The organism is Bradyrhizobium paxllaeri (genome assembly GCF_001693515.2).
Taxonomy (GTDB): Bacteria; Pseudomonadota; Alphaproteobacteria; order Rhizobiales; family Xanthobacteraceae; genus Bradyrhizobium; species Bradyrhizobium paxllaeri.
This window is the reverse complement of the sequence record NZ_CP042968.1, coordinates 7,468,454-7,490,318: the sequence shown is the minus strand read 5'-3', so window position 1 is coordinate 7,490,318 and position 21,865 is coordinate 7,468,454. Positions and strand designations below refer to the sequence as shown.

General features: G+C 62.6%; 19 protein-coding genes. 8 read left to right on the top strand and 11 right to left on the bottom strand.

Annotated features, from left to right (window positions below; translation table 11 throughout):
* Positions 1-148 precede the first annotated feature (148 nt).
* The 9 genes from LMTR21_RS35805 to LMTR21_RS35765 form a co-directional block, all read right to left on the bottom strand.
* A complete protein-coding gene (locus tag LMTR21_RS35805; protein WP_065752169.1) occupies positions 149-739 on the bottom strand; it encodes a LabA-like NYN domain-containing protein in 591 nt (196 codons plus the stop codon).
* A gap of 44 nt (positions 740-783) precedes the next feature.
* Positions 784-1,311, bottom strand: coding sequence for a cupin domain-containing protein (locus LMTR21_RS35800; protein ID WP_084030533.1), 528 nt, complete (start codon positions 1,309-1,311; stop codon positions 784-786).
* A gap of 264 nt (positions 1,312-1,575) precedes the next feature.
* Positions 1,576-3,246: a thiamine pyrophosphate-dependent enzyme gene (locus LMTR21_RS35795; protein WP_065752168.1), complete on the bottom strand. Its 1,671-nt coding sequence runs from the start codon at positions 3,244-3,246 to the stop codon at positions 1,576-1,578.
* A 32-nt stretch (positions 3,247-3,278) separates the two neighbouring features.
* A complete protein-coding gene (locus LMTR21_RS35790) occupies positions 3,279-4,166 on the bottom strand; it encodes a branched-chain amino acid aminotransferase (RefSeq protein ID WP_065752167.1) in 888 nt (295 codons plus the stop codon).
* A gap of 26 nt (positions 4,167-4,192) precedes the next feature.
* Positions 4,193-5,050: an acyl-CoA acyltransferase gene (locus tag LMTR21_RS35785; RefSeq protein WP_065752166.1), complete on the bottom strand. Its 858-nt coding sequence runs from the start codon at positions 5,048-5,050 to the stop codon at positions 4,193-4,195.
* A gap of 48 nt (positions 5,051-5,098) precedes the next feature.
* Positions 5,099-6,202 carry a homoserine O-succinyltransferase MetA gene (gene metA, locus LMTR21_RS35780; RefSeq protein ID WP_084030532.1) on the bottom strand — a complete coding sequence of 368 codons (1,104 nt, stop codon included), beginning with the start codon at positions 6,200-6,202 and terminating at the stop codon, positions 5,099-5,101.
* Between the two features lie 27 nt (positions 6,203-6,229).
* Complete coding sequence (locus tag LMTR21_RS35775) at positions 6,230-7,504, bottom strand: O-acetylhomoserine aminocarboxypropyltransferase/cysteine synthase family protein (protein WP_065752165.1); 1,275 nt, start codon at positions 7,502-7,504, stop codon at positions 6,230-6,232.
* A gap of 83 nt (positions 7,505-7,587) precedes the next feature.
* Positions 7,588-8,532 carry an amino acid--[acyl-carrier-protein] ligase gene (locus tag LMTR21_RS35770; RefSeq protein WP_065752309.1) on the bottom strand — a complete coding sequence of 315 codons (945 nt, stop codon included), beginning with the start codon at positions 8,530-8,532 and terminating at the stop codon, positions 7,588-7,590.
* 32 nt (positions 8,533-8,564) lie between these two features.
* Positions 8,565-9,791: an acyl-CoA dehydrogenase family protein gene (locus tag LMTR21_RS35765; protein WP_065752164.1), complete on the bottom strand. Its 1,227-nt coding sequence runs from the start codon at positions 9,789-9,791 to the stop codon at positions 8,565-8,567.
* A gap of 239 nt (positions 9,792-10,030) precedes the next feature.
* On the opposite strand from LMTR21_RS35765, the gene LMTR21_RS35760 reads away from it, so the two are divergent.
* The 8 genes from LMTR21_RS35760 (at position 10,031) to LMTR21_RS35725 (ending at position 17,505) form a co-directional block, all read left to right on the top strand.
* Positions 10,031-10,297, top strand: coding sequence for an acyl carrier protein (locus LMTR21_RS35760; RefSeq protein ID WP_065752163.1), 267 nt, complete (start codon positions 10,031-10,033; stop codon positions 10,295-10,297).
* 130 nt (positions 10,298-10,427) lie between these two features.
* On the top strand, positions 10,428-12,245 hold the full coding sequence (locus LMTR21_RS35755) for a long-chain-acyl-CoA synthetase (protein WP_065752162.1): 1,818 nt from the start codon (positions 10,428-10,430) through the stop codon (positions 12,243-12,245).
* A 42-nt stretch (positions 12,246-12,287) separates the two neighbouring features.
* Positions 12,288-12,533, top strand: coding sequence for a phosphopantetheine-binding protein (locus LMTR21_RS35750; RefSeq protein ID WP_065752161.1), 246 nt, complete (start codon positions 12,288-12,290; stop codon positions 12,531-12,533).
* Entirely contained in the window at positions 12,520-13,902 is a 1,383-nt protein-coding gene (locus LMTR21_RS35745; protein WP_065752160.1) for a class I adenylate-forming enzyme family protein, read from the top strand. Before LMTR21_RS35750 ends, LMTR21_RS35745 begins: the two co-directional genes overlap by 14 nt.
* Entirely contained in the window at positions 13,895-14,623 is a 729-nt protein-coding gene (locus LMTR21_RS35740; protein ID WP_065752159.1) for an SDR family NAD(P)-dependent oxidoreductase, read from the top strand. Before LMTR21_RS35745 ends, LMTR21_RS35740 begins: the two co-directional genes overlap by 8 nt.
* Before the next feature lie 554 nt (positions 14,624-15,177).
* Entirely contained in the window at positions 15,178-16,221 is a 1,044-nt protein-coding gene (locus LMTR21_RS35735) for a TAXI family TRAP transporter solute-binding subunit (protein WP_084030531.1), read from the top strand.
* Entirely contained in the window at positions 16,218-16,850 is a 633-nt protein-coding gene (locus LMTR21_RS35730; protein WP_065752158.1) for a hypothetical protein, read from the top strand. Before LMTR21_RS35735 ends, LMTR21_RS35730 begins: the two co-directional genes overlap by 4 nt.
* 34 nt (positions 16,851-16,884) lie before the next feature.
* Positions 16,885-17,505: a DsrE family protein gene (locus LMTR21_RS35725; RefSeq protein ID WP_065752157.1), complete on the top strand. Its 621-nt coding sequence runs from the start codon at positions 16,885-16,887 to the stop codon at positions 17,503-17,505.
* A 128-nt stretch (positions 17,506-17,633) separates the two neighbouring features.
* Here the strand turns inward: LMTR21_RS35725 and LMTR21_RS35720 are convergent, their stop codons facing one another.
* Both LMTR21_RS35720 and LMTR21_RS35715 read right to left on the bottom strand, forming a co-directional pair.
* Entirely contained in the window at positions 17,634-19,064 is a 1,431-nt protein-coding gene (locus LMTR21_RS35720) for an HlyD family type I secretion periplasmic adaptor subunit (RefSeq protein ID WP_065752156.1), read from the bottom strand.
* A complete protein-coding gene (locus LMTR21_RS35715; protein ID WP_141688239.1) occupies positions 19,051-21,753 on the bottom strand; it encodes a type I secretion system permease/ATPase in 2,703 nt (900 codons plus the stop codon). Before LMTR21_RS35715 ends, LMTR21_RS35720 begins: the two co-directional genes overlap by 14 nt.
* Positions 21,754-21,865: the final 112 nt, after the last annotated feature.

The following is a 21,865-nucleotide window of genomic DNA, read 5'->3' as shown; positions in this document are numbered from 1 at the left end:
TTCATACTGATGCATTTGAGCCCGGTGGGCCGCAGCGCGAGAATGCCTGCGGTCTTTTCGCTCCAGGATTCGTCGGCGCGATTGCAACATGGAAAACGCGAGGCCACCATCGCGCGTGGAGCGTTGCCTGATCATTTGAAGCTCGTCGTCAGTTGTCGTGGCGGTGCAATGATAATGTGTGGTGGCGCGCCTCGCGCGAGGCTGGCCGCTCGGACGGATCGCGGCCAAGCTTGGGCTTCAACTCCACGAGGTCGATGAAAGCGTCGGCCTGCCGCCGAAGTTCATCGGCAATCATCGGAGGATGGGTGGCAATGGTCGAGACGACCGTGACGCGAACGCCTCGACGTTGGATCGCCTCCACCAACGGGCGGAAGTCGCCGTCACCCGAGAACAGAATCATGTGATCGATATGCTCGGCAAGCTCCATGGCATCAACAGCGAGTTTGATGTCCATGCTGCCCTTCGCCTTGCGATGGCCGCTGGCGTCGGTGAACTCCCTCATCGGTCTGGTGGCCACGGTATAGCCGTTGTAGTCGAGCCAATCGATCAAGGGCCGGATCGACGAATACTCCTGATCCTCGATGACCGCGGTGTAGTAAAATGCACGAACGAGCGTGCCGCAACTCTGGAATTCAGCCAGCAGTCGCTTGTAATCCACATCGAAGCCAAGCATCTTGCTGGTCGCATAAAGATTGGCGCCATCGATAAGGAGCGCGATCTTGGTGGAGGAAGCGGACATTAATGCGTGGCTCCCAAATCGAACAGCAGGGCGCACTGCAGACATCAGTTCACGTTGTGTGATTCGCGGCGCAACGAAACGACATCGTAGGTAGCCTTGACCGTTGGATCACTTAACAGGACAGGATCTTGTTGTCGCGTAGAGCGAAGCTTGCCGGGCGCGAAGAGCATCCGCTTGAGCTTGTTGACGGCGCGAACGGCCAGATCGAGACCAGAGGGAATGGTCTGGCGGAAGAAGGCGATCTTCTTGACATAGCCTTCGACATGCCATTTGGCGTGTGCGCCGTTGCGGAAAAAGATTACGTCGCCGGCGCCATAGCGCTTCGGTGGCAAGTCCTCGCTCTCGAGTACGATCGATCCTTCGAGGATCATGATGGTCTCATCTACATCGTAGAACCAGTGGAACTTACCCTCGGTGCAGGACCAGATCACGGTTGTGGCAGCGCGATCCGCGCTGGTCGACAGCACGTGCGAGCGGGCTTCTGGATTGCCTTCAACGATCCAGGACGGCTCGATCGGCGATGGTTTGAGCTCCGCGTTGCAATTGTCGGTTTCAATAAGAGTAAGCGGCATCGATCACCTCGGCGGATTGAACAAGCAGGGATGGTTCAGCAGCGTTCCGGTGGCGCTAGTTGCAGATCGCAAATTCTTCCAAGACCTTTGCGATCAGATTATCCCAAAAAGAATGAACAAGCTAATTTGCCGCAAGCAACTCGAGCGGTTCGCTCGACGAGGCGCTCGATGGGGAGTTACCTCTAAAGGGGCACCTCGGACTGTATCGTAACTTGAGATGAAGCCGAGAGAGCGTGCAAGCCTTCGTAGCTTCGTTCTTGAATTTCAGGCTACCGGAGCACTATGTGCGCCAGCCGACGCTGCAGCGAGGGACCGGTCGATCGTTTGGCGTACGTCGGATCGGACTTCGATCACGACGGGGCCGTTCGCGGACATTGCTTCCGTGACGATCTCGGCCACGTGCGCTGCGTCCGTGATCGTGTAGCCCTGCGCGCCGAATGCGCGGGCGAGGGCAATAAAATCGGGATTAGACAGGTCCGTACCCCAAGGACGTCTCGGAAATGCTCTCTCCTGATGTGTGCGGATGGTGCCGTAGGACTGATTATTGGAGATCACGATCTTTATATTGAGCCGGCGGGCAACGGCCGTTGCCAACTCATTCCCGGTCATCAGGAAGCCGCCGTCGCCGCAGAACGCGATCACCTGACGATCCGGATAACGAAGGCCCGCACTCAGGGCAGAGGGAATACCGCTGCCCATTGCGCCACAGGCGGAGCCGAGCAGCCGGGCTGACGGTGTGAGGCGGAAAATCCGGTGTACCCAGGCGGCGAAGTTGCCGGAATCGGTCGTTACGATGCCATCTGCGCGGAAAAGTTTGGCGATGGCCGCAACCGCATGGCCGAGGACATCGGCGCTGGGGGTGCGCTGCTCGGGCCACGCGTGCACCGCTTCCCTGGTTTTCGCTACGGCTTCGATCCACTCGCCGCGCTCGCGCGCGACAGCCGGTAACTCAAGCGAGGATCTTACGAAGGGATGTGCCGACGCCACGATCGCAAGATCCGTATGGAAGTGAGTCCCGATCGCATTCGGGTCGGGGTAGACGTGAACCAGAGGCTGAAGCGTCGGCGATTGCCGCGGAAACCGAAATCCCAGGGAAGACAAGTCGCCGAGCCGGGTTCCGACCGCAATGATCAGGTCCGCTTGCTCAAAGAGCCTGACATGAGCCGGCGACATGAAGAAGCCAAGGTGCCCGATCCAGAGCCGGTGATCGTTCGGATACTGATCCTGCATCTTTGCGGTTACGGCGACCGGCACGTTCCAGTGCTCGCTCAGTGCGACCAGATCCTCGCGAAATTCCGCAGTGCGACACTCTCCTCCGACCAGCAGAATCGGTCTCTCCGCGTCGTCAAGCAAGATCGCCGCCTGTTCGACGGCGGCGCGACTGGGCTCGGCTCGCGCTACGCCGTGTACTCTGGCGGAGAGCTGACCGGCCTCCATCTCGAGAACGTCTGCGGGAAGCTCGATCACAACTGGCCCGGGCGTGCCGCCAAGCGCCACGGAAAATGCGCGTGCCATCATCTCGGGCACCTGGGCGGCGGACTCGATTCTGGTGGACCATTTGATCAGACCACTGAACGCGCGCCCGGTGTCGATCTCCTGCACTGCGTCACGATTCAGGTTCGGCGTCTCGACCTGACCAATCAGCAAAACGAGAGGTATGGCCTCCTGTGAAGCGACATGGAGGCCAATCGCTGCGTTGGATGCGCCCGGTCCGCGGCTTGCCATCGCGACACCGGCGCGGCCGGTGAGCTTGGCGTCGGCGATTGCGGCAAGACTGGCGCTTCCCTCGTGGCGGCAAGTCACGAGATCGATTTCGTCGCGTTCGTACAGCGCGTCAAGGAGTGCAAGAAAGCTTTCGCCGGGTACGCTGAATGCCCTGTCGACGCCGTGGGCGATTAGAATATCAACGACTAGATCGGCGACCCGGAAAGTCATGCGACACCATCGTGTTCAAGAGGTCATCACCATCACGCCGCAAGCCTGACGGCGTGTGCGAAATCCCAATACAGCTTCCGCGCACGCGCATAGAAGGGGCCGGGCGTCAGCTGACGGTCGTCGATCCGGATCACCGGCGCGACCTTGGCGAAATTGCCGCTTGAAAAGATCTCGTCTGCGGCGACGAAATCGGCATAGCGCAGGGTGGTCTCTATTACCGTGATGCCGTCGCCGCGCAAGAGTTCGATCACGCGCTGCCGGGTGATGCCGTTCAGGAACGTACCGTTCGGCGCCGGCGTGTAAACAGCACCATCCTTTGCCATGAACACGTTGGCATTGCCGAATTCCGCGACGTTGCCGAGCATATCCAGCATCAGGCAGTTCTGGAAGCCGCGCGAGGCCGCCTCGATCAATGCACGCGAGCAGTTCGGGTAGAGACAGGAAGCCTTGACATCGACCGGGGCGCATTCGGCGGTCGGCCTGCGAAACGGCGACAGCGTGATCGCGTTGCCGACAGGCTTCGGGATCGGCGCTTCGTAGATGCAAAGGCACCAGTCGGTCGTTTCCGGATCGTAGAGCACGCCGCCGCCGACGCCGCTCTGCGGCCAGTACATCGGCCGGATGTAGAGCTCCGCATTGGCCGGGAAGCGCGCGATGCCTTCTCGCGTCAGACCCAGCCAGGTGTCGAGATCGACGATCGGCTTGAGCCCGAATTTCACAGCGGATTGATTGACGCGCGCGCAATGCTGGTCCAGGTCAGGCGTCACGCCTTCGAAGGCGCGTGCACCATCGAAGATGGTCGAGCCGAGCCAGAGCCCATGGGTGCGTGGCCCCATGATCGGCACATTTCCCTCGTGCCATTGTCCCTGGAAGAACGTCCATGTCCGCGAGTGGCTGACGGATTTACTGTTCGGAATCATGACGGTTCTCCATTTCGGCGACTGAGTTACGGTCCATAGATCACCAGCTCGGTATCCGACAGATCGGCAAGCCGGGGGCGCTGCGGGCCCATGAAGTATTTGCGGCCGCGCGGCGCGCGATAGAAGCCGAACAGGTCGTTCATGTGGCCATTGGCGTCGAGGGCGACCGAGATCCGGCCGCGCCGGAGCAGGAAGCGGCCGATGGCGCCGGCGCAGGCGATATAGTCGGCCACATCGTGGCAATAGATCAGCTGCATCGCCGGCGCGATCCGGCGGATCCGTATCGGTTGCAGGACGAACGGAAAGCTGTGGCCGTCTGCCGCGCGGCACACCAGGCTTAGGCAGCCGTAGGCCGCGTGCCGTGCAAGCAGCGCGACGTCGGCGTTGGAGAGACCGTCGATCGCCTTCGCGTCCCGCTGCACGACTTCAACACGCATTCCCTTCGCCGAACGCGACAGCGCGGGAAAGGAAAAGAACACGCCGCCGCAATAGGCGCTGAATCCCTGAGCCTCGATGGTCGGCCAGGTCCAGCGCGCCGGGCTGATGTTGACGTAAGTGACATCCTTGTGGCGTTGCGCGACCTTGGTCAGCATCGGCGCGTAGTTGCGGAAGGTAGGTTCCACATACCAGCTGGAGACATTGCAGCGGATGCAGGTCTCGCCGCTGTGGTCGCGCGCAGCATAGATCAGCAGCAAAACACCAACGGGCGTTCCCTCATGGTCGAGCATGTAGCCAAAGCGCGGGAAACCTTCGGGCACCTCGCGCACGGACGTGCGCCGGAGCCCTTCCATCCAGTAGTCGCGCGAGCGGCTCTTAAAGCCGCGCATCAAAAGATCGGCGACGGCGGGAAGATCGGCTATTCCTATCTCGCGGCATCGGATCATCGTCCGAACCCTGTCATACGATCCGATCCCGCCTCTTGCGGCCCCGCGCTACCCATGGTGGCCGGGTGCACGGTGTCCGTCGCGATCCGGATCCGAATCCGGTCTCGTTCGGTACCTTTCGTTAAGGAGCTGCGGCGGCCTCGAGCGCCCGGCTCGCTGCGACGCCATATATAACAGCCAGTTGCGGTAGATGTGCGTGGCCGGCCGATGCCAGGCGTTTCTCAGATCTCTCGCCAGGCGATCGGCCGGGAAATCGGCGAAGAATTCCGCACATCTGTCCGAAAGGGCTTTTTGCCGGTACGTGGTCAGGAGCTCTTCCGCCTCCGCGCCAAAATAGCCTCTCGGTATCGTCGGACAGACTTCGTTTTCGCCGCGGAGGAACCGGCCCATGTCCCTTCTGTATTCGCCCAGCAGGGTCTGGGTCTCGTATTCCGGATGGCCCTGGAAATAGACGAAGAGGCTCTTCTTCTGCTGTTTGACGAAACAGTCGACGCCGGACTGTGCCGACGTGGTGAGAACGGAGTATCCGCAGCTCGCGAGCTCTCCCTCCGTTACCTCATTCCAGCGGGCGTGCGGTATTCTGAACGTCGCCGGGACGTTGTGCATCAAGGGATGCTTTATCGTCTTCGTTTGAGCGAAGACGCCGATGCATTTGGCCGGCAGCTTGTGGCGCTCCACGCCATCCATGTGCAGGACGGCGCCATGGACGGCCAGACAGGAATACACCGATGACAGGGTATTCTCCCGGGCCCAGTCGACGAGCTGGACGAAGGAGTTCCAATATGGCTCTTCCGTCAGGTTGGCGGCTCTCGGCTCGGTGCCGGTCACGATCACGCCGTCCAGGCTTCCATTGAGCAGATCGTCGGTGCTGCGGTAGTAGCGACGCACGTAGTCGTGTCCCCATTCCGAACGGGGCGTCGTCGCCATCGTGTAGAAGTGCAGCCTGACGACGAGCCCTTCGGCCGCCGCACCGACCAGATCAAACAGCTGGCGCTCGGTGGACATCAGGGCGGCGTCGGGCATGTTGTTGATCAGCCCGATATCGAGGCACTCCACGCGCTTTCCCGGCGACGCCATCGCGGCGGTGCCTCCGTTCGGCGCTCTCGAGAAGAGGTGATGTTCGTGCGAGTCTATGTCGATTAGCACGGGCATCGGAATGCCTTCATGGTTGACTTAAAATCAATCCGCGGCTTCGAGCGCCTGATCGAGGTCGGCGATGATGTCGTCGACGTGTTCGATTCCTACGCTCAGCCTGATCATCTCGGGCCGCACGCCGGCCTTTTCCTGCTCTTCGGGCGACATCTGCCGGTGCGTGGTCGACGCCGGATGACAGGCGAGCGATTTCGCATCGCCAATATTGACCAGCCGCTTGACCAGCTTCAGCGCGTCATAGAACCGCTTGCCGGCCTCGAACCCTCCGGCCACGCCGAAGGTCAGCAGCGAACACGCCCGGCCGCCCAGATATTTCTGCGTCAGCGCGTAATAGGGGCTGTCTTCGAAGCCCGCATAGTTCACCCATCCGACGCGGCGGTCGTTGCGCAAGAAACGCGCGACGTCCTCGGCATTCTCGACGTGGCGCTCGATCCGCACCGCGACGGACTCGATGCCCTGGAGCAGCAGGAAGGCGTTCATCGGCGCCAGAATGGAGCCGGTGTTCCTCATGGCGACGGCGCGGCAGCGCGCGATGTAGGCGGCAGCCCCGTAACGTTCGGCGAAGACCAGCCCGTGATACGATTTCTCCGGCTCGTTCATCACAGCAAAGCGCCGGCCATGCTCCGCCCACGGGAATTTGCCGGCGTCGACGATGATTCCGCCAAGCGTGGTGCCGTGTCCGCCCATGAACTTCGTCAGTGACTCCACCACGACATCAGCGCCGTATTCGATCGGTCGGAGCAGGATCGGGGTTGGTACCGTGTTGTCGACGATCAGCGGCACGCCGTGCCTGTGGGCGACCTCGGCAATCGCTTCGATGTCGCAGATGTTTCCAGCCGGATTTCCGACGCTCTCGCAGAACACCGCCCGCGTGTCGTCGTCGATCAGTTTTTCCACACTCGTCGGACGGTCGTCTTCGGAGAACCGGACCGTGATGCCCTGCTGCGGCAGGATGTGCGCGAACAGCGTGTAAGTGGTGCCGTAAAGTTGCGGGACCGACACGATGTTGGTGCCCATCCCGGCGATGTTGGTCACCGCATAGTTCACCGCGGCCTGGCCGCAAGCCACGCTGAGCGCCTCGACGCCGCCTTCCATGGCAGCAACGCGCTTCTCCAGCACCGCATTGGTCGGGTTGCCGATCCTGGTGTAGCGGAAGCCGTCCACTTCGAGGTTGAAGAGTGCGGCGCCATGGTCGGCGCTGTCGAAGGCATACGAGGCCGTCTGGTAGATCGGCACCGCAACGGCCTTGGTGGTCGGATCGTCCACGAAACCGCCGTGGACGGCGAGAGTCTCGCGTTTCATCGAGGTTGGCCCTTCGGCTCTTCGGGCGCGGGCTACCTCGGGACTTCGCTGGTGCATTGCAATTCCTCGAACGCTGAACTCGTCTAGCGATCCATCCGCGGGAAGCCGAGCAGGTCCCGCACCGCGTTCGGCCATCTGGTGACGTTGCTGCCGTGGGTGTGGAACATGGCGACGGCGAGACGGTCCATGCCGAAGGCCACGCAGGCGGTATGGGCCGGCTCCCCGGAGGCATCCGTGATCCCCCAGGTGGTGCCGAAATGATCGCGGTGGTAATTGAAGCTCATGCAGGCGGTTGGTTGCTCCTCGGAGCGCAGAGGCACCAGCAGCTCGAACTTCAGCGCCTGCTGCTGCTGGCTCACCGCCATCATCCGTCCGACCCGGCCGAAGAACGGATCGCTGGCGTAGTCGATCCTGAAGGCCAGGCCGAGATCGGTGGCGATCTCCTTGGCAAGCATCATCCAGCGCTCGCGGAATTGCGAGACGTGATCGGGGCTGCCGATGCAGACGTATTCGCGCATCCTGAAGGATTGCAGCCGGTCGAGATGGCGCGAGGGCTCGCGACGGAAGCAATCGGCGGCGACGTCGAAGCACCAGCCCTCCGCCGGCACCGGGCCGCGGCTCGCTGCGATCGGATAGACCGGATAGCAGGCGGCCGGCGACAGCACGAGGTCGGCCGGCGACAGCGACGAGGTCCAATCTCCCCCGGCATCGAAGCGGTCGACCGCGCGGTCGATCTCACTCTCCGTGCCGTGCAGGCCGCAGACGCAGCCGAGCAGGTTCGGGAAACTCTTCAGATAGCCCGATCGCTCGAGCTGGCCGCGGTTCATGACGGGAGGGAAGCGCATCACCTCGGCATCCGGTTCGCGATACCGCGTGATCAGCGCCGCAAGCCGCTCCACGATGTCTTCATAGAGCGCGGTGCGGCCATAGACCCCCGGCGAGCCCATCCGGTGGAACAGCACATCAGTGAGATGGTCCAGCGGATCGGCGGTTTCTTGCGGTGCAGCGGCAAACATGGCCACGTTCATGTCGAGCCCCATTCCTTTCGAGGAGAAAAAAATCAGTCGCGCAGGGATGCCGGAACGGCGCTCATCAGCGCGGCGCTACCCATATTGGCGAGGATGCGATCATTGTTGATCATGATTGGAGCTGAAAGAACGTCGCGGAGGTGACGGCCAACGCTGACGTCGGTGTCGTTGCGGTAGCCGGACAAGCCGCAGGCGCGCATCGCGTGCAGCACGGTCGTGACAGCGAGCTCGGAGGCCTCCACCTTCAGAAGGTTGATCGACGACTGAAAGTCGATCGACGACAGCGCGCGCTCATCGTGTTCGCGCGCCGCATAGGACTCGAGATTGGCGGTGATGATGGCCCGCAGCTTCGTCAGCGTCATCCTGGCGGCGGTGAAATGTGACGCGCCGGGAGGCATGTTGCCGCCGGCACCGCGCGCGGCCTTGCGGATGAACAGCTGCGCGCGGTCCACTGCCGCGGCCGCGATTCCCGCCCAGACCGACGACCAGCACAAATGGGCAACCGGCGTCATCGTCTGCGCATGGATCTTGTCGTAAGACACAGGGAATATCTGTTCCGCGGTACCCTTGAAGTCCAGCTTGAAGCCGGCGCTGCAGGTTCCGCGCATGCCGAGCGTCTCCCACGCAAGGGTGGGCTCCAGCGTATAGTCGTCCCGGGTGATGGCCAGCATCACCTGATCGGATCCCGCGGCGGCGTCGTCGCGGCGGGCGATGGTGACGATGCCGTCCGCCTCGGCGCCATACGAAATCACCGTCGCGTCGCGAGCCAGCGAAATCTCGGCGCCGGCGCGCTCCACCGCCGCCGAGCTGAAACGAATATTCCCGCCGTTCTGGCCTTCGGTGGTCGACGACGCGAGCAGCAGCTGCTCGGCGGCTACGCGGCACATCAGCCTTTCGTGCCAGCCGCTACCCGCGCCGTGGCGAACCAGACACGCCACCTTGGTCTGATGCATTGCGAAGATCATCCCGGCCGATGCGCAGGCGCGGCCGAGCGCGTAACACATGTCGGTCACCTCGGATATCGATGCGCCGTCTCCGCCGAATTCGATCGGGATCTGAACGCCCAGAAGCCGCTGCTCTCGCGCCGCGTCGATGGCCTTCCGCGGGAAGCGCGCCTCACGGTCCACCGCTTCGACCTCCGTCGCCGCTGCTTCCGCGACAGCCGCCGTCCGCTGCCGGAACGAGGCGCGGTCGGAGTAGGATTGCAGTTGGTTGCTTTCCGGGGCGAAGTTGCGGAGCTGGACTTGCTGCAGGTTCATAGCCAATGTCTCCCATTCGAAAATCGTGCGTCCCGCACCGCGTCGAAATGAACTCAGCGCCAATCTGAGGGGCAATCTAGCCGACCGTGTCTGCGGAGTCGGCGGTGCAAAAGAGGGTGTCGATGGGTAACGCGCTTCCGGGCGAGGTACCTCCGAAGTAGAACTATTGACCTCGGTTGCAGTCAGCTATCGTTGCGTCGATTACGATCGTGCTGCGTTACGCGATATGTGGGGTTGAAATGCAATACGTTGCCAGCGTCCAGGACCGTGTTCTTTTCGTCGTCAGGAGCGTCCTCGAGCAGAACGCGATCAAGGCGGATATTCACCCGGAGTCGCGGCTGGTAGATATCGGGCTGGACTCGATGGATATGGTCGCGCTGATGCTCAAGGTCGAAGCCGAGTTCGATCTCATCCTTCCTCAACCCGAGATCACGCCCGAGAATTTCCAATCGGTGAGGACGCTGGAGGCGATGATCCTCAACCAGCTCGGACCCGGAACGGGATAAACGACTTGAACAGCAATGCTTCTTCGGCCGAGCGAAGCGGCATTCACAATGATCGCAAGTCGCGCCCGTTCCGGGGCGCTGCGTCACCCGCCGCGCCGACACCGATCAAACCCATCTGCATGGTCAGGTCATGGAAGCAGCGGTAATCCAGCGGGCGACCGGAAGAAGCGCTCCGCAGCGCGGTCCCTCCGTCGCCAAGACCTGGCTGAAGGCCATCGAACTGACCTCGCAGATCGAGGCCGGGCCGCATCGGCTGTTCGCCGATGTCGTGGAGGACTGGGCGCAGCGGCAGCCCGGACGCCCTGCGTTGCTCTCGGATGGTCGGACCTTCACCTACGGGGAACTGGCCGGGCGGATCAACCGGTATGCGCGCTGGGCACTGGGCTTGGGCATCCGTACCGGCTCCACCGTCTGCCTGCTGATGCCGAACCGGCCGGACTACCTTTCCTGCTGGCTCGGCATCAGCAGCGTCGGCGGCACGGTGGCGCTGATCAACACCAGGCTGGTCGGTCGGTCGCTCGCTCACTGCATCGACGTCGCACGTGCCGATCATGTCATTCTTGCCGCCGAGTGCGTGGATGCGTTGCAGACCGCACTTCCGCATCTGGACCGCGTGCCGCAAATCTGGGGTCTCGGCGCCGGCGGTGTCGGCTCCGATCTGGACGCAGCCCTCGCCGCCGCGGATACAAGCCCGCTTTCCTCCACCGAGCGCGGCCACGTCACGGTCGATGAACGCGCGCTCCTCATCTACACCTCGGGCACCACGGGACTGCCGAAGGCGGCGAACGTCAGTCATCGCCGCATCCTCTCCTGGGGCGGATGGTTTGCCGGGCTCACGGACGCTTCCGTGGACGATCGTCTGTATGATTGCCTGCCGCTCCATCATTCCGTGGGCGGCGTCGTCGCGCCCTGCAGCATGCTTCACGCAGGCGGCTCGGTCGTGATCGCGGAGAAATTCTCCGCGACAAACTTCTGGGACGACATCGTGGGTTTCGACTGCACCGTCTTCCAGTATATCGGCGAGCTCTGTCGCTACCTGCTGAAGGCGCCGGCGTCCGGGCTGGATACAGGACACCGGCTGCGGCTCGCGGTCGGCAACGGATTGCGCGGCGACATCTGGGAGGCGTTCGCCGGGCGGTTTGCGATTCCGCGTGTCCTCGAATTCTACGCCGCGACGGAAGGCAATTTTTCGCTGTTCAACGTCGAGGGAAAACCCGGCGCGATCGGCCGGATCCCGCCGCTGCTGGCGCATCGCTTTCCCGCCGCGATCGTGAAGGTCGATGCCGACAGCGGTAGCCCGGTCCGCGGTAAGGACGGGCTCTGCATTGGCTGTGCTCACGGCGAGGTCGGCGAAGCGGTTGGGCGCATCGGCGCCGCCGATCGGGGCGGCAGTCCCTTCGAGGGGTATACCGATACGGCCGCGACCGCGAACAAGATCCTGCACGACGTTTTTGCCGAAGGCGATACCTGGTTTCGCACCGGCGATCTCATGATGCGCGACGAGCAGGGCTACTTCCATTTTGTCGATCGGGTCGGCGACACGTTCCGCTGGAAGGGCGAGAACGTCGCGACCGGCGAGGTGAACGACGCGATCAGAGACTGCCCCGGCGTTCTCGATGCCTCGACCTACGGGGTCGCAGTCCCCGGTGCCGACGGCCGTGCCGGCATGGCGGCTTTGGTCGTGGATCAGGACTTCGATTTCTGGACCTTCACGGAACACCTGGCGCATCGCCTCCCGGTCTATGCGCTTCCGATCTTCGTCAGGTTCTGTCGCTCACTGGAGGCCACCGAGACCTTCAAGCAGAAGAAGCAGCAGCTGATCCGCGAGGGATTTGATCCTTTGGTCGCGGGCGACCCGTTGTTCTTTCGCGATCCGGTGACCGGCGACTTTCGTCCGATCTGTCGCGCCGTCTACGCGAGCATCGTGGAGGGCAGGTTCAGGTTCTAGGCAATCGGCTCGAAAGCCGTTTTTTGAGAGGTGAGGTGTTCCATGTCGGTAAGGTCGAAGATTTTCGCGGCGATGCAGCAGATCGCTGAAGAACAGAAGGTCAAGCTGCCGCCGCTGCTGGACGATCTATCGCTCCACGACACCGGGTTCGACTCGCTGGCATTCGCGATCCTGGTCGCGCGGCTGGAGGACGATCTCGGGATCGATCCTTTCACCATCGCAGAGGATGCGGCCTTCCCGTCGACGATCGGCGAGTTCGTCAGGGTCTACGAGAATGTCCCCGCCTGAGGTCCTGGCGCTGCGTGAGTATCTCGGCCCGGAGCCGAAGGGCCGCACGATTTCCGATGCCAGGTATAGCGTATCGCTGACCGACATTCTCAGGCACAGCTGCCTGATCGGCAGATCCCGCGAACTGTCCGGCCGATCGGTGCTGCTTGCGGTGTCGGGGCAGCTGCATTCCGCGCTTGCCATGATCGAGCTCGACGGCGTCGCCCGCCGCATGCTGCTGTGCCCGCCCGACCTCGATCCGGATCACATCCAGGCCTTGCTTGCGGATGCCGAGATCGATGCGATCGTTACCGATCGGCCGGATCGATATGATACCGGCGCGTATCTTGTCGCCGGCGTTGGCGTGACCGAACGTGCGGCCGCGAGATGGAGGACCGAACGCGCGACAGAGTGGCTGATGCTGACCTCGGGGACCTCCGGGCTGCCGAAGATCGTCGGACATACGCTCGATGGGCTGGCCGGCGCGATCGTTGCCGACGGACCGGCGCGCCATCCGAATGCGACCTGGGCGACATTCTACGACATCCGCCGCTATGGCGGCCTGCAGATATTCCTGCGCGCCGTGATCGGCGGCGGATCGATCGTGCTGTCGGAGCCCGGCGAAGCCATCGCCGACCACGTGGCACGGCTGCGGGCGGGCGGCGTCACGCACATCTCCGGAACGCCGTCGCACTGGCGCAAGCTCCTGATGAGCGGCGCGGCCGAAAACTTCTCGCCGCGCTACGTCCGCCTGTCCGGCGAAATCGCCGACCAGGCGGTGCTCGATGCCCTGGCCCGGGCGTTTCCGCATGCGTCGATCGGCCATGCCTATGCTTCGACCGAGGCCGGCGTCGGTTTCGCGGTGGACGACGGGCGCGAGGGTTTTCCCGCCGATCTGATCGGGCGGAATCGCGACGGCGTCGAGATGAAGGTCGTCGACGGTTCGCTCCGGATCCGCTCCCACCGCACGGCGCACGCCTATATCGGTGCCGCCGCGCCGCCGCTCGCCGATGCCGAGGGCTTCGTCGACACCGGCGACATGGTCGAACTGCGCGGCGAGCGTTACCATTTCATCGGCCGGCGCGGCGGCATCATCAACATCGGCGGGCTGAAGGTTCATCCCGAGGAGATCGAGGCCGTGATCAATCGGCACGAATCGGTGCGGATGTCACGGGCGCGGTCGCGCAAAAGCCCGATCACCGGCGCCATCGTGGTCGCCGACATCGTGCTCGCCGACGGCACCGATGCGGATCGCCAGGAAACCATCCGCACGGAAATTCTCGCCCGATGCAAGGATTCGCTGGCCGCATACAAGGTGCCTGCGGTGATCCGCTTCGTTGAGCGGCTCGAGGTCACGGCGGCGGGAAAAATGGTGCGCGCCGATGCGTAACGTCCTTGTCACCGGCGGCAGCCGCGGCATTGGGCTTGCGATTGCGCGCAGGCTCGCCGCATCCGGCGACTACAACGTGGTCGCGGTCGCGCGTCGCGAGAGCGAGGATCTCGGACGGGCGATCCGTGAAACGCGCGCGGGGCGGCTGCACTTCAGGGCATTCGATCTCAGCCGGATCGACGAGATTCCCGCCTTCGTAAAGGAACTGCGCGATGCCTTCGGCGCGCTCTACGGCCTCGTCAACAATGCCGGGCTCGGCACCGAAGGATTGCTGGCCACCATGCACAATTCCGAAATCGAGGCGTTGATCCGCCTGAACGTGCTGTCGCCGATCGTTCTGACCAAATACGTGGTGCGCCACATGATGGCCGACGGCGCCGGGCGCATCGTCAACATCTCCTCGATCATCGCCTCGACCGGTTACAACGGCCTGTCTGTCTATGCGGCATCCAAGGCCGCGGCCGGAGGCTTTACCCGTTCGCTGGCTCGCGAAGTCGGCAAACTCGGCATCACTGTGAACGCGATCGCGCCCGGCTTTGTCGACACCGAACTGACCAGGTCCCTGGACGACGACGGTCGACGGCGCATTGCCGGCCGCAGCGCGTTGCGCCGTCTGCCCGAGGCCGGCGACGTCGCTTCCATGGTCGAGTATCTCCTCGGCGAAGGCGGCCGCAACATCACCGGCACCGTTCTGACTGTCGACGCCGGCAACACCGCCTGATCGCGCGACGGCAGAGATGCACGCTCGCGTCGCATGCTCCTTTGAGCGGAAGCTGGCTGGCGAAAACTCGTGCAGCCTCGCGCGCAGCAAGGAGTAGGGGAGTTCGAAACGACAGGTTGAATTGAAAACATTCCAGATGCGGCGCTCTCCCGCCGACCTACGGTGGTTGCCGAAATCAAGCTCTCGATCTGGTTGGTAATCGCGTCGCCTGATGCTGAGAGCCGCTTCCTTGGATGTACCTCTTAAGAGTTTCCCAGCAGCGGGCAAGCGAAGTGCATAACGTGCGTGATGACGCTTTGTAAAAACGTCATCTCACCGTGCGGCGGTGATGGCATGTGGGTTGCCCCATGAAGAATCGGTCATTCCCAGGCAAGGATGACGTAGCTTTCGCCTACGAGATCGTGGGCACGTCGCACGTCGATTCGGACAGGACACCATTTACCCGGAATACGATGATGCGCCTGCAGGCGGAGGGACGAGCGGCGCCTGTGTGAACCGCTGCTTCCGGTTCCGACGATCGGCCGCACCTTCAAAGCTTGAAGAGGAATTGATTGATGAACCGGCTTTTTGGTTTAGCTACGCGACTTTTTCTTATCATTTTGGTCTCGTTGCCCGTGATCGTTCAGCCGTTTGCTGCGGAGGCGCAGACGCCGAACGCCCGGACGCAAGGCGATCGTTTGCTGGCTCGCGCGCCGCCGTCACAGAAGCCGCAAGTGACGATGAATGCATGGACAGTCGGTATCGCGGGAGGCCTCATCGAGGGTGCGCCGATCCGCCTGGCGGCGGAGATCGCCCGCGTCGTCGATGATGGAAATAATCTGCACGTTCTGCCGATCGTGACACGCGGCGCCACGGAGAATGTGAATTCGCTGCTCTATCTGCGCGGCATCGACGCCGCGATCATCAATTCGGATGTGCTGGAGGAATACAAAAGCCAGGTGCCGGATATTCAGCAGCGGCTTGCCTACATCCTGAATCTATTCCCGTCCGAGCTGCATATCTTCGTTCGTCCCGAGATTCAGAGCCTGAACGAGCTGTCCGGCAAGAAAGTAAACTTCAATACCCAGGGTACCGCGGCGGCCTATTCCGGCCCGCTGATCTTTAGCCGGCTCGGCCTCGACGTGGAAAAGACGTTCATCCCGCATCAGGTCGCGCTCGAACAGATGCGCAAGGGCGAGATGGCGGCGGTCGTCTTCATTACCTCGAAGCCGGTAGACGCGTTCGTGCGCGGCCGTTGGGAGCCGGGGTTCAAGTTCCTGCCAATCCCCTATGACAGCAAGTTCGAGGACTATTATCTGCCCGCCACGCTCGACGCTGCGGACTATCCCAATCTGATCAAGCCGGCCGAACGGGTAACGACGATTGCCGTTCCGACCGCTCTCGTCGCCTTCAATTTCTCAGCCAAATCGAACCGCTTCCAGCGCATCGCACGTTTCGTCGATCATCTGTTCTCGCGAATCGACAAGCTGCAGCAGCCGGGCTTCGACCCGAAATGGAAATCGATCAATCTCGCGGCAACGGTTCCTGGCCTGGCGCGCTTCCCTGCGGCGCAGGCGTGGCTGGAACGCCGACCGCGCGCAGCGCATGCATCACAATGAGAAGCGCGGCTATCCCGATCGTAGCTGGAATCGCCCTCGCAAGCGGGATTGCCTGGACGCGAGGGGCAGAAGGCCCGACGGCCCAGCTTCGCGACTGCAGCCCGATGGAGGGCGTCGAACGGCCGGAGTGCCCGGACAAGGCGTCGCCGGCGGCCGCGCCCGTGCAACAGCCGGTCTCCAAAGGAGATAGCTGGATCGTCAGCCAAACGACATCGCCCGTCGACTATTCACCCGTCGCCATCGCCACGATCTTGTCGCACGATGGTGCCGTCGAATCCGCAATGAAGCTTTCGATTCACTGCCGCAGGGGGCGAACCGAACTGGTGGTCGCGGGGCCCGACATCCGTGGCCGCGGCAACGATTACGCGGTTTCCTATCGCGTCAACGACGGTCAGCAGGTGCAGATCGCGGCAGCGCTGCCGGTGTCCGGAGCAGGGGTCGCGTTCGGCGGTGACGTCATTCGCCTGCTGCAGTCGCTTCCGGACGCTGGAAGCCTCAGCGTTCACCTCGCACACCGGACAGGAGCCGCGGTGGATGGAACGTTTTCGCTCGGAGGGTGGGAAGCGGTGCGCGCGAAGATGATCGTTGCGTGCAAATGGTCTCACCCGGCCGCGAAGCCGAGCAGATGATCGTGTTGATGAAGTTTGTGCATAGGAGAATCCGATGAACATGTTTCAACATATTGCCAGCGTAACCACCATAGTAGCCGCTACAGTCCTGTTCGCCCCGTCATTCGCTGCGGCAGAGCAAGGCGGACGGTACTGGGTGCCGACAACGACGTATCCCGCTATGTACCAGCCGCCCGTTGCAGAAAGAGCTGCTGCCCCGCGTAAGGCCGCCAAACATAGTAAAGCCGCCAAACATAGAAGGGAACGGTCCCTGCTTGCCGCCCACGCGAGGCTTGCGTCCGACGCCAAGGCGCACCGTTTAGTTCTGCAAGTAAACACGAACGACCCCGCGGCGATGAACCTCACGCTCAACAACGCAACGAATGTTGCGCAGTACTATAAAGATCTCGGCGAGAAGGTGAAAATCGAGGTGGTCACGTTCGGGCCGGGCCTGCATATGCTGCGCGACGACACGTCGCCGGTAAAGGCCCGTATTGAGGAGATGGCGCTGAGCAGGCCGGAGGTATCGTTCAAGGCCTGCGGCAACACTCAGGAAAGAATGCACAAGGCCGAGAACAAGGACATCCCGATCATTTCTCAGGCAGAGGTGGTGAAATCAGGCGTCGTGCGCGTGATGGAGTTGCAGGAAAAAGGGTGGTCCTACGTAAAGCCATGAGCGAAGCGGCGCTCAAGACGATCAGCGACCCCCGCGGGATGACCTTTCTTCGAATCGTCATCCCGCTTTATCGTTTTGTTTGAGTATGATCTTTCGGAAAACCGCTGCACGCTTTTCCGGATCATACTCTAGCGCTCCCGCAAGGACTCCTGCTTGTATCTTGCCAGCGGCGAGAGGAGATAGCTGATTATCGTGCGCGAGCCTGTTTTGATCTCAACCGTCACGGCCATCCCGGGCCCGAGCTTGACGAGTTTTTCGTCAACCTGCATGGCTGCGCGGTCGAGCGAGACGCGCGCGGCATACTCCAGCTCCTGACCTTTCGGCTCGCTGCTGCTCGTCGCCGCACCCATAGCTCGATCATTTGAGGTGCCCTGCCTGTCGCGGGTGATTGCGTCAGATGAAACGCTGATCACTTCGCCATGAAGAAGCCCGTAGCGCGTGAAGTTGAACGTGTCGACCTTGATCTCCGCTTTCTGTCCCGGATGCACGAATCCGATGTCGCGGTTGGAAAGCATGGCCTCGATCTCGAGCTGGCTCTCGCTCGGAACCACCACGGCGAGCGCCTGGGCGGGCGTCACCACGCCGCCCACGGTATGAATGGCAAGCTGTTGCACGACGCCATCGACCGGTGCAGTCAAACGCTGAAGTTTCGTGCGCCGCTCCGCCTTGATCGCCTCCTGCGCGGCGCTCGCAGACTTCTGTTCCGCTTTGGCTAGTGCGTCATAGGTCAGCCGCCGATACTCCGCGGCGGTCCTCTCTCTGGTTTCCTTCAGCAACGCCAGGGCGGCATCGGCTTCGCGAAGCCGGCTTTGCTGCAGCACGAGATCCTGCTGAAGGCCGACCAGTTCCTGGTATTCGGAGAGATAGACGACCTTGGAAGCCAGTGCCTTGTCGACCAGGTTCTTGCGGATGTCGACGCGCTCCTGCAGCACCGGAATCGTCGCCTGCAGCTTTGCGACGCTCGCCGAGGTGGTCGCCCGTTCCGCGTCCTTCTGGCCCTGCTGACGTTCGATCTCGGCGAGCTTGGCGTTCTGTTCGGCGCGCTGGCTGATCAGGAACTGGCGGTGCATCTCGACCTCCGCGGCGCTTGCGCTCTGCGGCGGCCGGAAGGCGGCAAGCGGATCCTCCGCCAGCGCGGCGCGCAGCCGGGCCACGTCGAGTTCGGCCGCAATGAGATCGCTCTTCTGACGTTCGTGATCGGCTTCCGTCATCGTCGGATCGAGTTCGATAAGAACGTCGCCGGCTTTCACGGTCTGCCCGTCGCGGACGTGGATGGCGCGGACGACGCCCGTCTCGAACGGCTGGATCAGCTTGGTGCGTCCGCCGGGCACGATCTTGCCGGTCGCGGAGGCGACGATATCCACGCTGCCGAACGTCGCCCACAGTAGCGCGACGCAGAACACCGCGATGATGCTGGCGCCGATAGCGCGCCCGATCGGCGAGGGCGGTGTTTCGGTGATCTCAAGCGCCGCCGGCAGGAATGCGATTTCCTGCTCGCGTCGGCGGGCCGGAGCCGGTCGGTTCGGAAACGGGACGATGTTTCGGCTAGCGGACGTCATGGATACCGGCCTGCAGATAATGGAGGTTTGCGTAACGCCCGTTCGAGCGGATCAGCTCATCATGGTTGCCGTCCTCGACGATGCGGCCATGTTCGAGCGTGATGATGCGGTCGGCATTGCGCACCGTCGAGAGCCGATGGGCGATGACGAACACGGTTCGGCCAGCGGAAATCCGCTTCATGTTCTGCTGGATGGCACGCTCGCTTTCGTAGTCGAGTGCGCTGGTCGCCTCGTCGAGGATGAGGATGCGCGGGTCGGTAATCAGCGCGCGCGCGATCGCGACACGCTGGCGTTGTCCGCCGGACAGGCTGCTGCCGCGTTCGCCGACGACGGTGTCGTACCCCTCGGGCAGTTCCAGGATGAAGTCGTGCGCGCCGGCGAGCGTTGCTGCCTCGATGACGCGATCCATCGGCATGGCCGGATCGGCCAGCGCGATGTTCTCGCGAATCGAGCGGTTGAACAGCACGTTCTCCTGCAGGACGACGCCAATCTGGCGCCGCAGCCAGGTCAGATCGACCATTGCGAGGTCGACGCCGTCGACCAGCACGCGCCCGCTCTCCGGCACGTAGAGACGCTGGACCAGCTTGGTGATGGTGCTCTTGCCAGAGCCGGACGAGCCGACGATGCCGATGACCTGCCCGGGCTGGACGTTGAATGATACGTTGTGAAGCACCTCGGGACCGTCGATGCGATAGCGGAATGTCGCATGCTCGAACGTGACCTGCCCGTCGATCGGCGGCAGTGCGGCACGGCTCGGACTGAAGCTCGGCTCCGGCATGGTGTTGAGGATGTCACCGAGGCGATCGATCGACAGTCGGGCCTGGTGGAAATCCTGCCACATCTGTGCGAGGCGCAGCACCGGCATGCTCACACGTCCGGCCAGCATGTTGAACGCGACGAGCTCGCCGACGGTGAGATCGCCACCGATCACAAGTCTGGCGCCGAAGTAAAGCGTGGCCGCGGTGACCAGCTTGTTGATCATCTGGACCGCCTGGCTCGCGGTATTGTTCAGGCTGAGCACGCGGAAGCTCGCAGCCACATAGCCGGCGAGTTGCTCTTCCCACCGTCGCTGCATCTGCGGCTCGACCGCCATGGCCTTCAGCGTCTCGACGCCCGTGACGCTCTCGACCAGGAATGCCTGGTTCTCGGCTCCCCGGTTGAATTTCTCATCGAGGCGCCGGCGAAACAGCGGCGCAGCGCCCGCGGAAATAGCGATGTAGAACGGGAATGAGGCCAGAACGATCAGCGTCAACGTCGTCGAGTAGTAGAACATCACCACAAGGAAGACGACGGTGAACAACAGATCGATGACAAGCGTAAGCGCCGAGCTCGTCAGGAACTGACGAATATTCTCAAGCTCACGGACGCGCGCGACCGAATCGCCGACCCGGCGAGCCTGGAAGTATGCGATCGGCAACGCCATCAGATGACGAAACAGCCGGGCGCCGAGCTCGACGTCGATGCGGTTCGTAGTGTGCGCAAACAGATAGACGCGGAGCGTTTCAAGAACGGCCTCGAACACCGTCAGCGCAACAAGACCTATGATGAGAACATCGAGTGTACTCATGCTTCGATGCACGAGCACCTTGTCGATGACCACCTGGAAGAACAGCGGAGAGATGAGGGCGAAGATCTGCAGGAAGAACGATGCGACCAGCACCTCGCTGAGAAGACGGCGATACTTGTGGATCGCGCCGACGAACCAGCTGATATCGAAACGGCGGGCGAGATCGGTCAGGGATGCGCGCCGCGCCATCAGGATGATGTCGCCATCCCAGATCGCCTCGAGCTCGGCCTGCGTCATTGTTTCGGGCTGGGGAGACAGCGGGCGCTGAACCAGAAGCTTGTCGTCGACGACCTTGCCCAGGATCAGGAAGCCGCCGTCGCGCAGCATGGCGATTCCTGGCAGGGGAGTAACTGCAAGCCTGTTCCAGTTCGTCTTCTGTGCCCGCGCCTTGAGCCCGAATTCCTTGGCACAGCGCAGGATCTCGGTAACACCGAGCCGCGCCGCGCCCATTCGATGCCGGATTTGGCCCGGATCTGCCGCGATGCCGTGGCAACGCAGCAGAATTGCCACGGCCACAAGCCCAGATTCGTCGCCGCTCTCGGGTTCGGCGCTCACAATCTCGGAGTTGATGGCCGGCTGGACAGCCATATCACTGCGTCCGCCGAAGCGCGTACTCATCAATGTATTGCGGGCATGCATGATGGCATCACGGGCGCGCGTCGAAGCTTCGCGGGCACGTCCAGCCAGCTCGCGTCCGCGGTCAGTCACGTCGGCAACGGCACGAAGCACTCGATTGGCGACGTTTTGCGACCCCGTGAGGATCAAGCGGCCGTCCCAGATCTCCTCAAATTGCGTGCGCGTCATCAGCTCCGGACGCGACGCGGTCGGATGCAGCACGAGCGCTCCGTTGTCGTCGACCTTGCCGAGAAGCAGAAATCCGCCGTCACGCAGCGATGCGATTCCAGGCAGCTGGAGACTCGCGAGTCGCGTCCAATGCGTTGTTCGGGAGCGGACCTCGACTCCAAACTGGCGCGCGCAACGAAGCAGGGCGCGGATACCTATTGTGCTGCTTCCGCAGCGGTCGCGGAGCTGGTCGGGCTCGGCGTGGACGCCATGAAGGCGCAGGAACAGAGCCAAGGCTCGAAGCCCATGGTCTGCGGCGTGGGCATTCCCATCTTGCATCGCCATAATGTTTTAACTCAACCCTTCGCGGCTACCGGCCGCGTTTGATGTTCCTTCTCTGCATTCCCAAACTTTGATGATCCCGCACCCAGGCGCATCAGCGCCTGGGTGC

Excerpts from the sequence above, each read along its gene's own strand:
- LMTR21_RS35790 (WP_065752167.1), bottom strand. The coding sequence starts at position 4,166 with ATGATTCCGAACAGTAAATCCGTCAGCCACTCGCGGACATGGACGTTC.
- LMTR21_RS35760 (WP_065752163.1), top strand. The coding sequence starts at position 10,031 with ATGCAATACGTTGCCAGCGTCCAGGACCGTGTTCTTTTCGTCGTCAGG.
- LMTR21_RS35770 (WP_065752309.1), bottom strand. The coding sequence starts at position 8,532 with ATGAACGTGGCCATGTTTGCCGCTGCACCGCAAGAAACCGCCGATCCG.
- LMTR21_RS35805 (WP_065752169.1), bottom strand. The coding sequence starts at position 739 with ATGTCCGCTTCCTCCACCAAGATCGCGCTCCTTATCGATGGCGCCAAT.
- LMTR21_RS35800 (WP_084030533.1), bottom strand. The coding sequence starts at position 1,311 with ATGCCGCTTACTCTTATTGAAACCGACAATTGCAACGCGGAGCTCAAA.
- LMTR21_RS35775 (WP_065752165.1), bottom strand. The coding sequence starts at position 7,504 with ATGAAACGCGAGACTCTCGCCGTCCACGGCGGTTTCGTGGACGATCCG.
- LMTR21_RS35750 (WP_065752161.1), top strand. The coding sequence starts at position 12,288 with ATGTCGGTAAGGTCGAAGATTTTCGCGGCGATGCAGCAGATCGCTGAA.
- metA (WP_084030532.1), bottom strand. The coding sequence starts at position 6,202 with ATGCCCGTGCTAATCGACATAGACTCGCACGAACATCACCTCTTCTCG.
- LMTR21_RS35740 (WP_065752159.1), top strand. The coding sequence starts at position 13,895 with ATGCGTAACGTCCTTGTCACCGGCGGCAGCCGCGGCATTGGGCTTGCG.
- LMTR21_RS35765 (WP_065752164.1), bottom strand. The coding sequence starts at position 9,791 with ATGAACCTGCAGCAAGTCCAGCTCCGCAACTTCGCCCCGGAAAGCAAC.
- LMTR21_RS35795 (WP_065752168.1), bottom strand. The coding sequence starts at position 3,246 with ATGACTTTCCGGGTCGCCGATCTAGTCGTTGATATTCTAATCGCCCAC.
- LMTR21_RS35755 (WP_065752162.1), top strand. The coding sequence starts at position 10,428 with ATGGAAGCAGCGGTAATCCAGCGGGCGACCGGAAGAAGCGCTCCGCAG.
- LMTR21_RS35785 (WP_065752166.1), bottom strand. The coding sequence starts at position 5,050 with ATGATCCGATGCCGCGAGATAGGAATAGCCGATCTTCCCGCCGTCGCC.
- LMTR21_RS35720 (WP_065752156.1), bottom strand. The coding sequence starts at position 19,064 with ATGACGTCCGCTAGCCGAAACATCGTCCCGTTTCCGAACCGACCGGCT.
- LMTR21_RS35745 (WP_065752160.1), top strand. The coding sequence starts at position 12,520 with ATGTCCCCGCCTGAGGTCCTGGCGCTGCGTGAGTATCTCGGCCCGGAG.
- LMTR21_RS35725 (WP_065752157.1), top strand. The coding sequence starts at position 16,885 with ATGAACATGTTTCAACATATTGCCAGCGTAACCACCATAGTAGCCGCT.
- LMTR21_RS35730 (WP_065752158.1), top strand. The coding sequence starts at position 16,218 with ATGAGAAGCGCGGCTATCCCGATCGTAGCTGGAATCGCCCTCGCAAGC.
- LMTR21_RS35715 (WP_141688239.1), bottom strand. The coding sequence starts at position 21,753 with ATGCAAGATGGGAATGCCCACGCCGCAGACCATGGGCTTCGAGCCTTG.
- LMTR21_RS35735 (WP_084030531.1), top strand. The coding sequence starts at position 15,178 with ATGAACCGGCTTTTTGGTTTAGCTACGCGACTTTTTCTTATCATTTTG.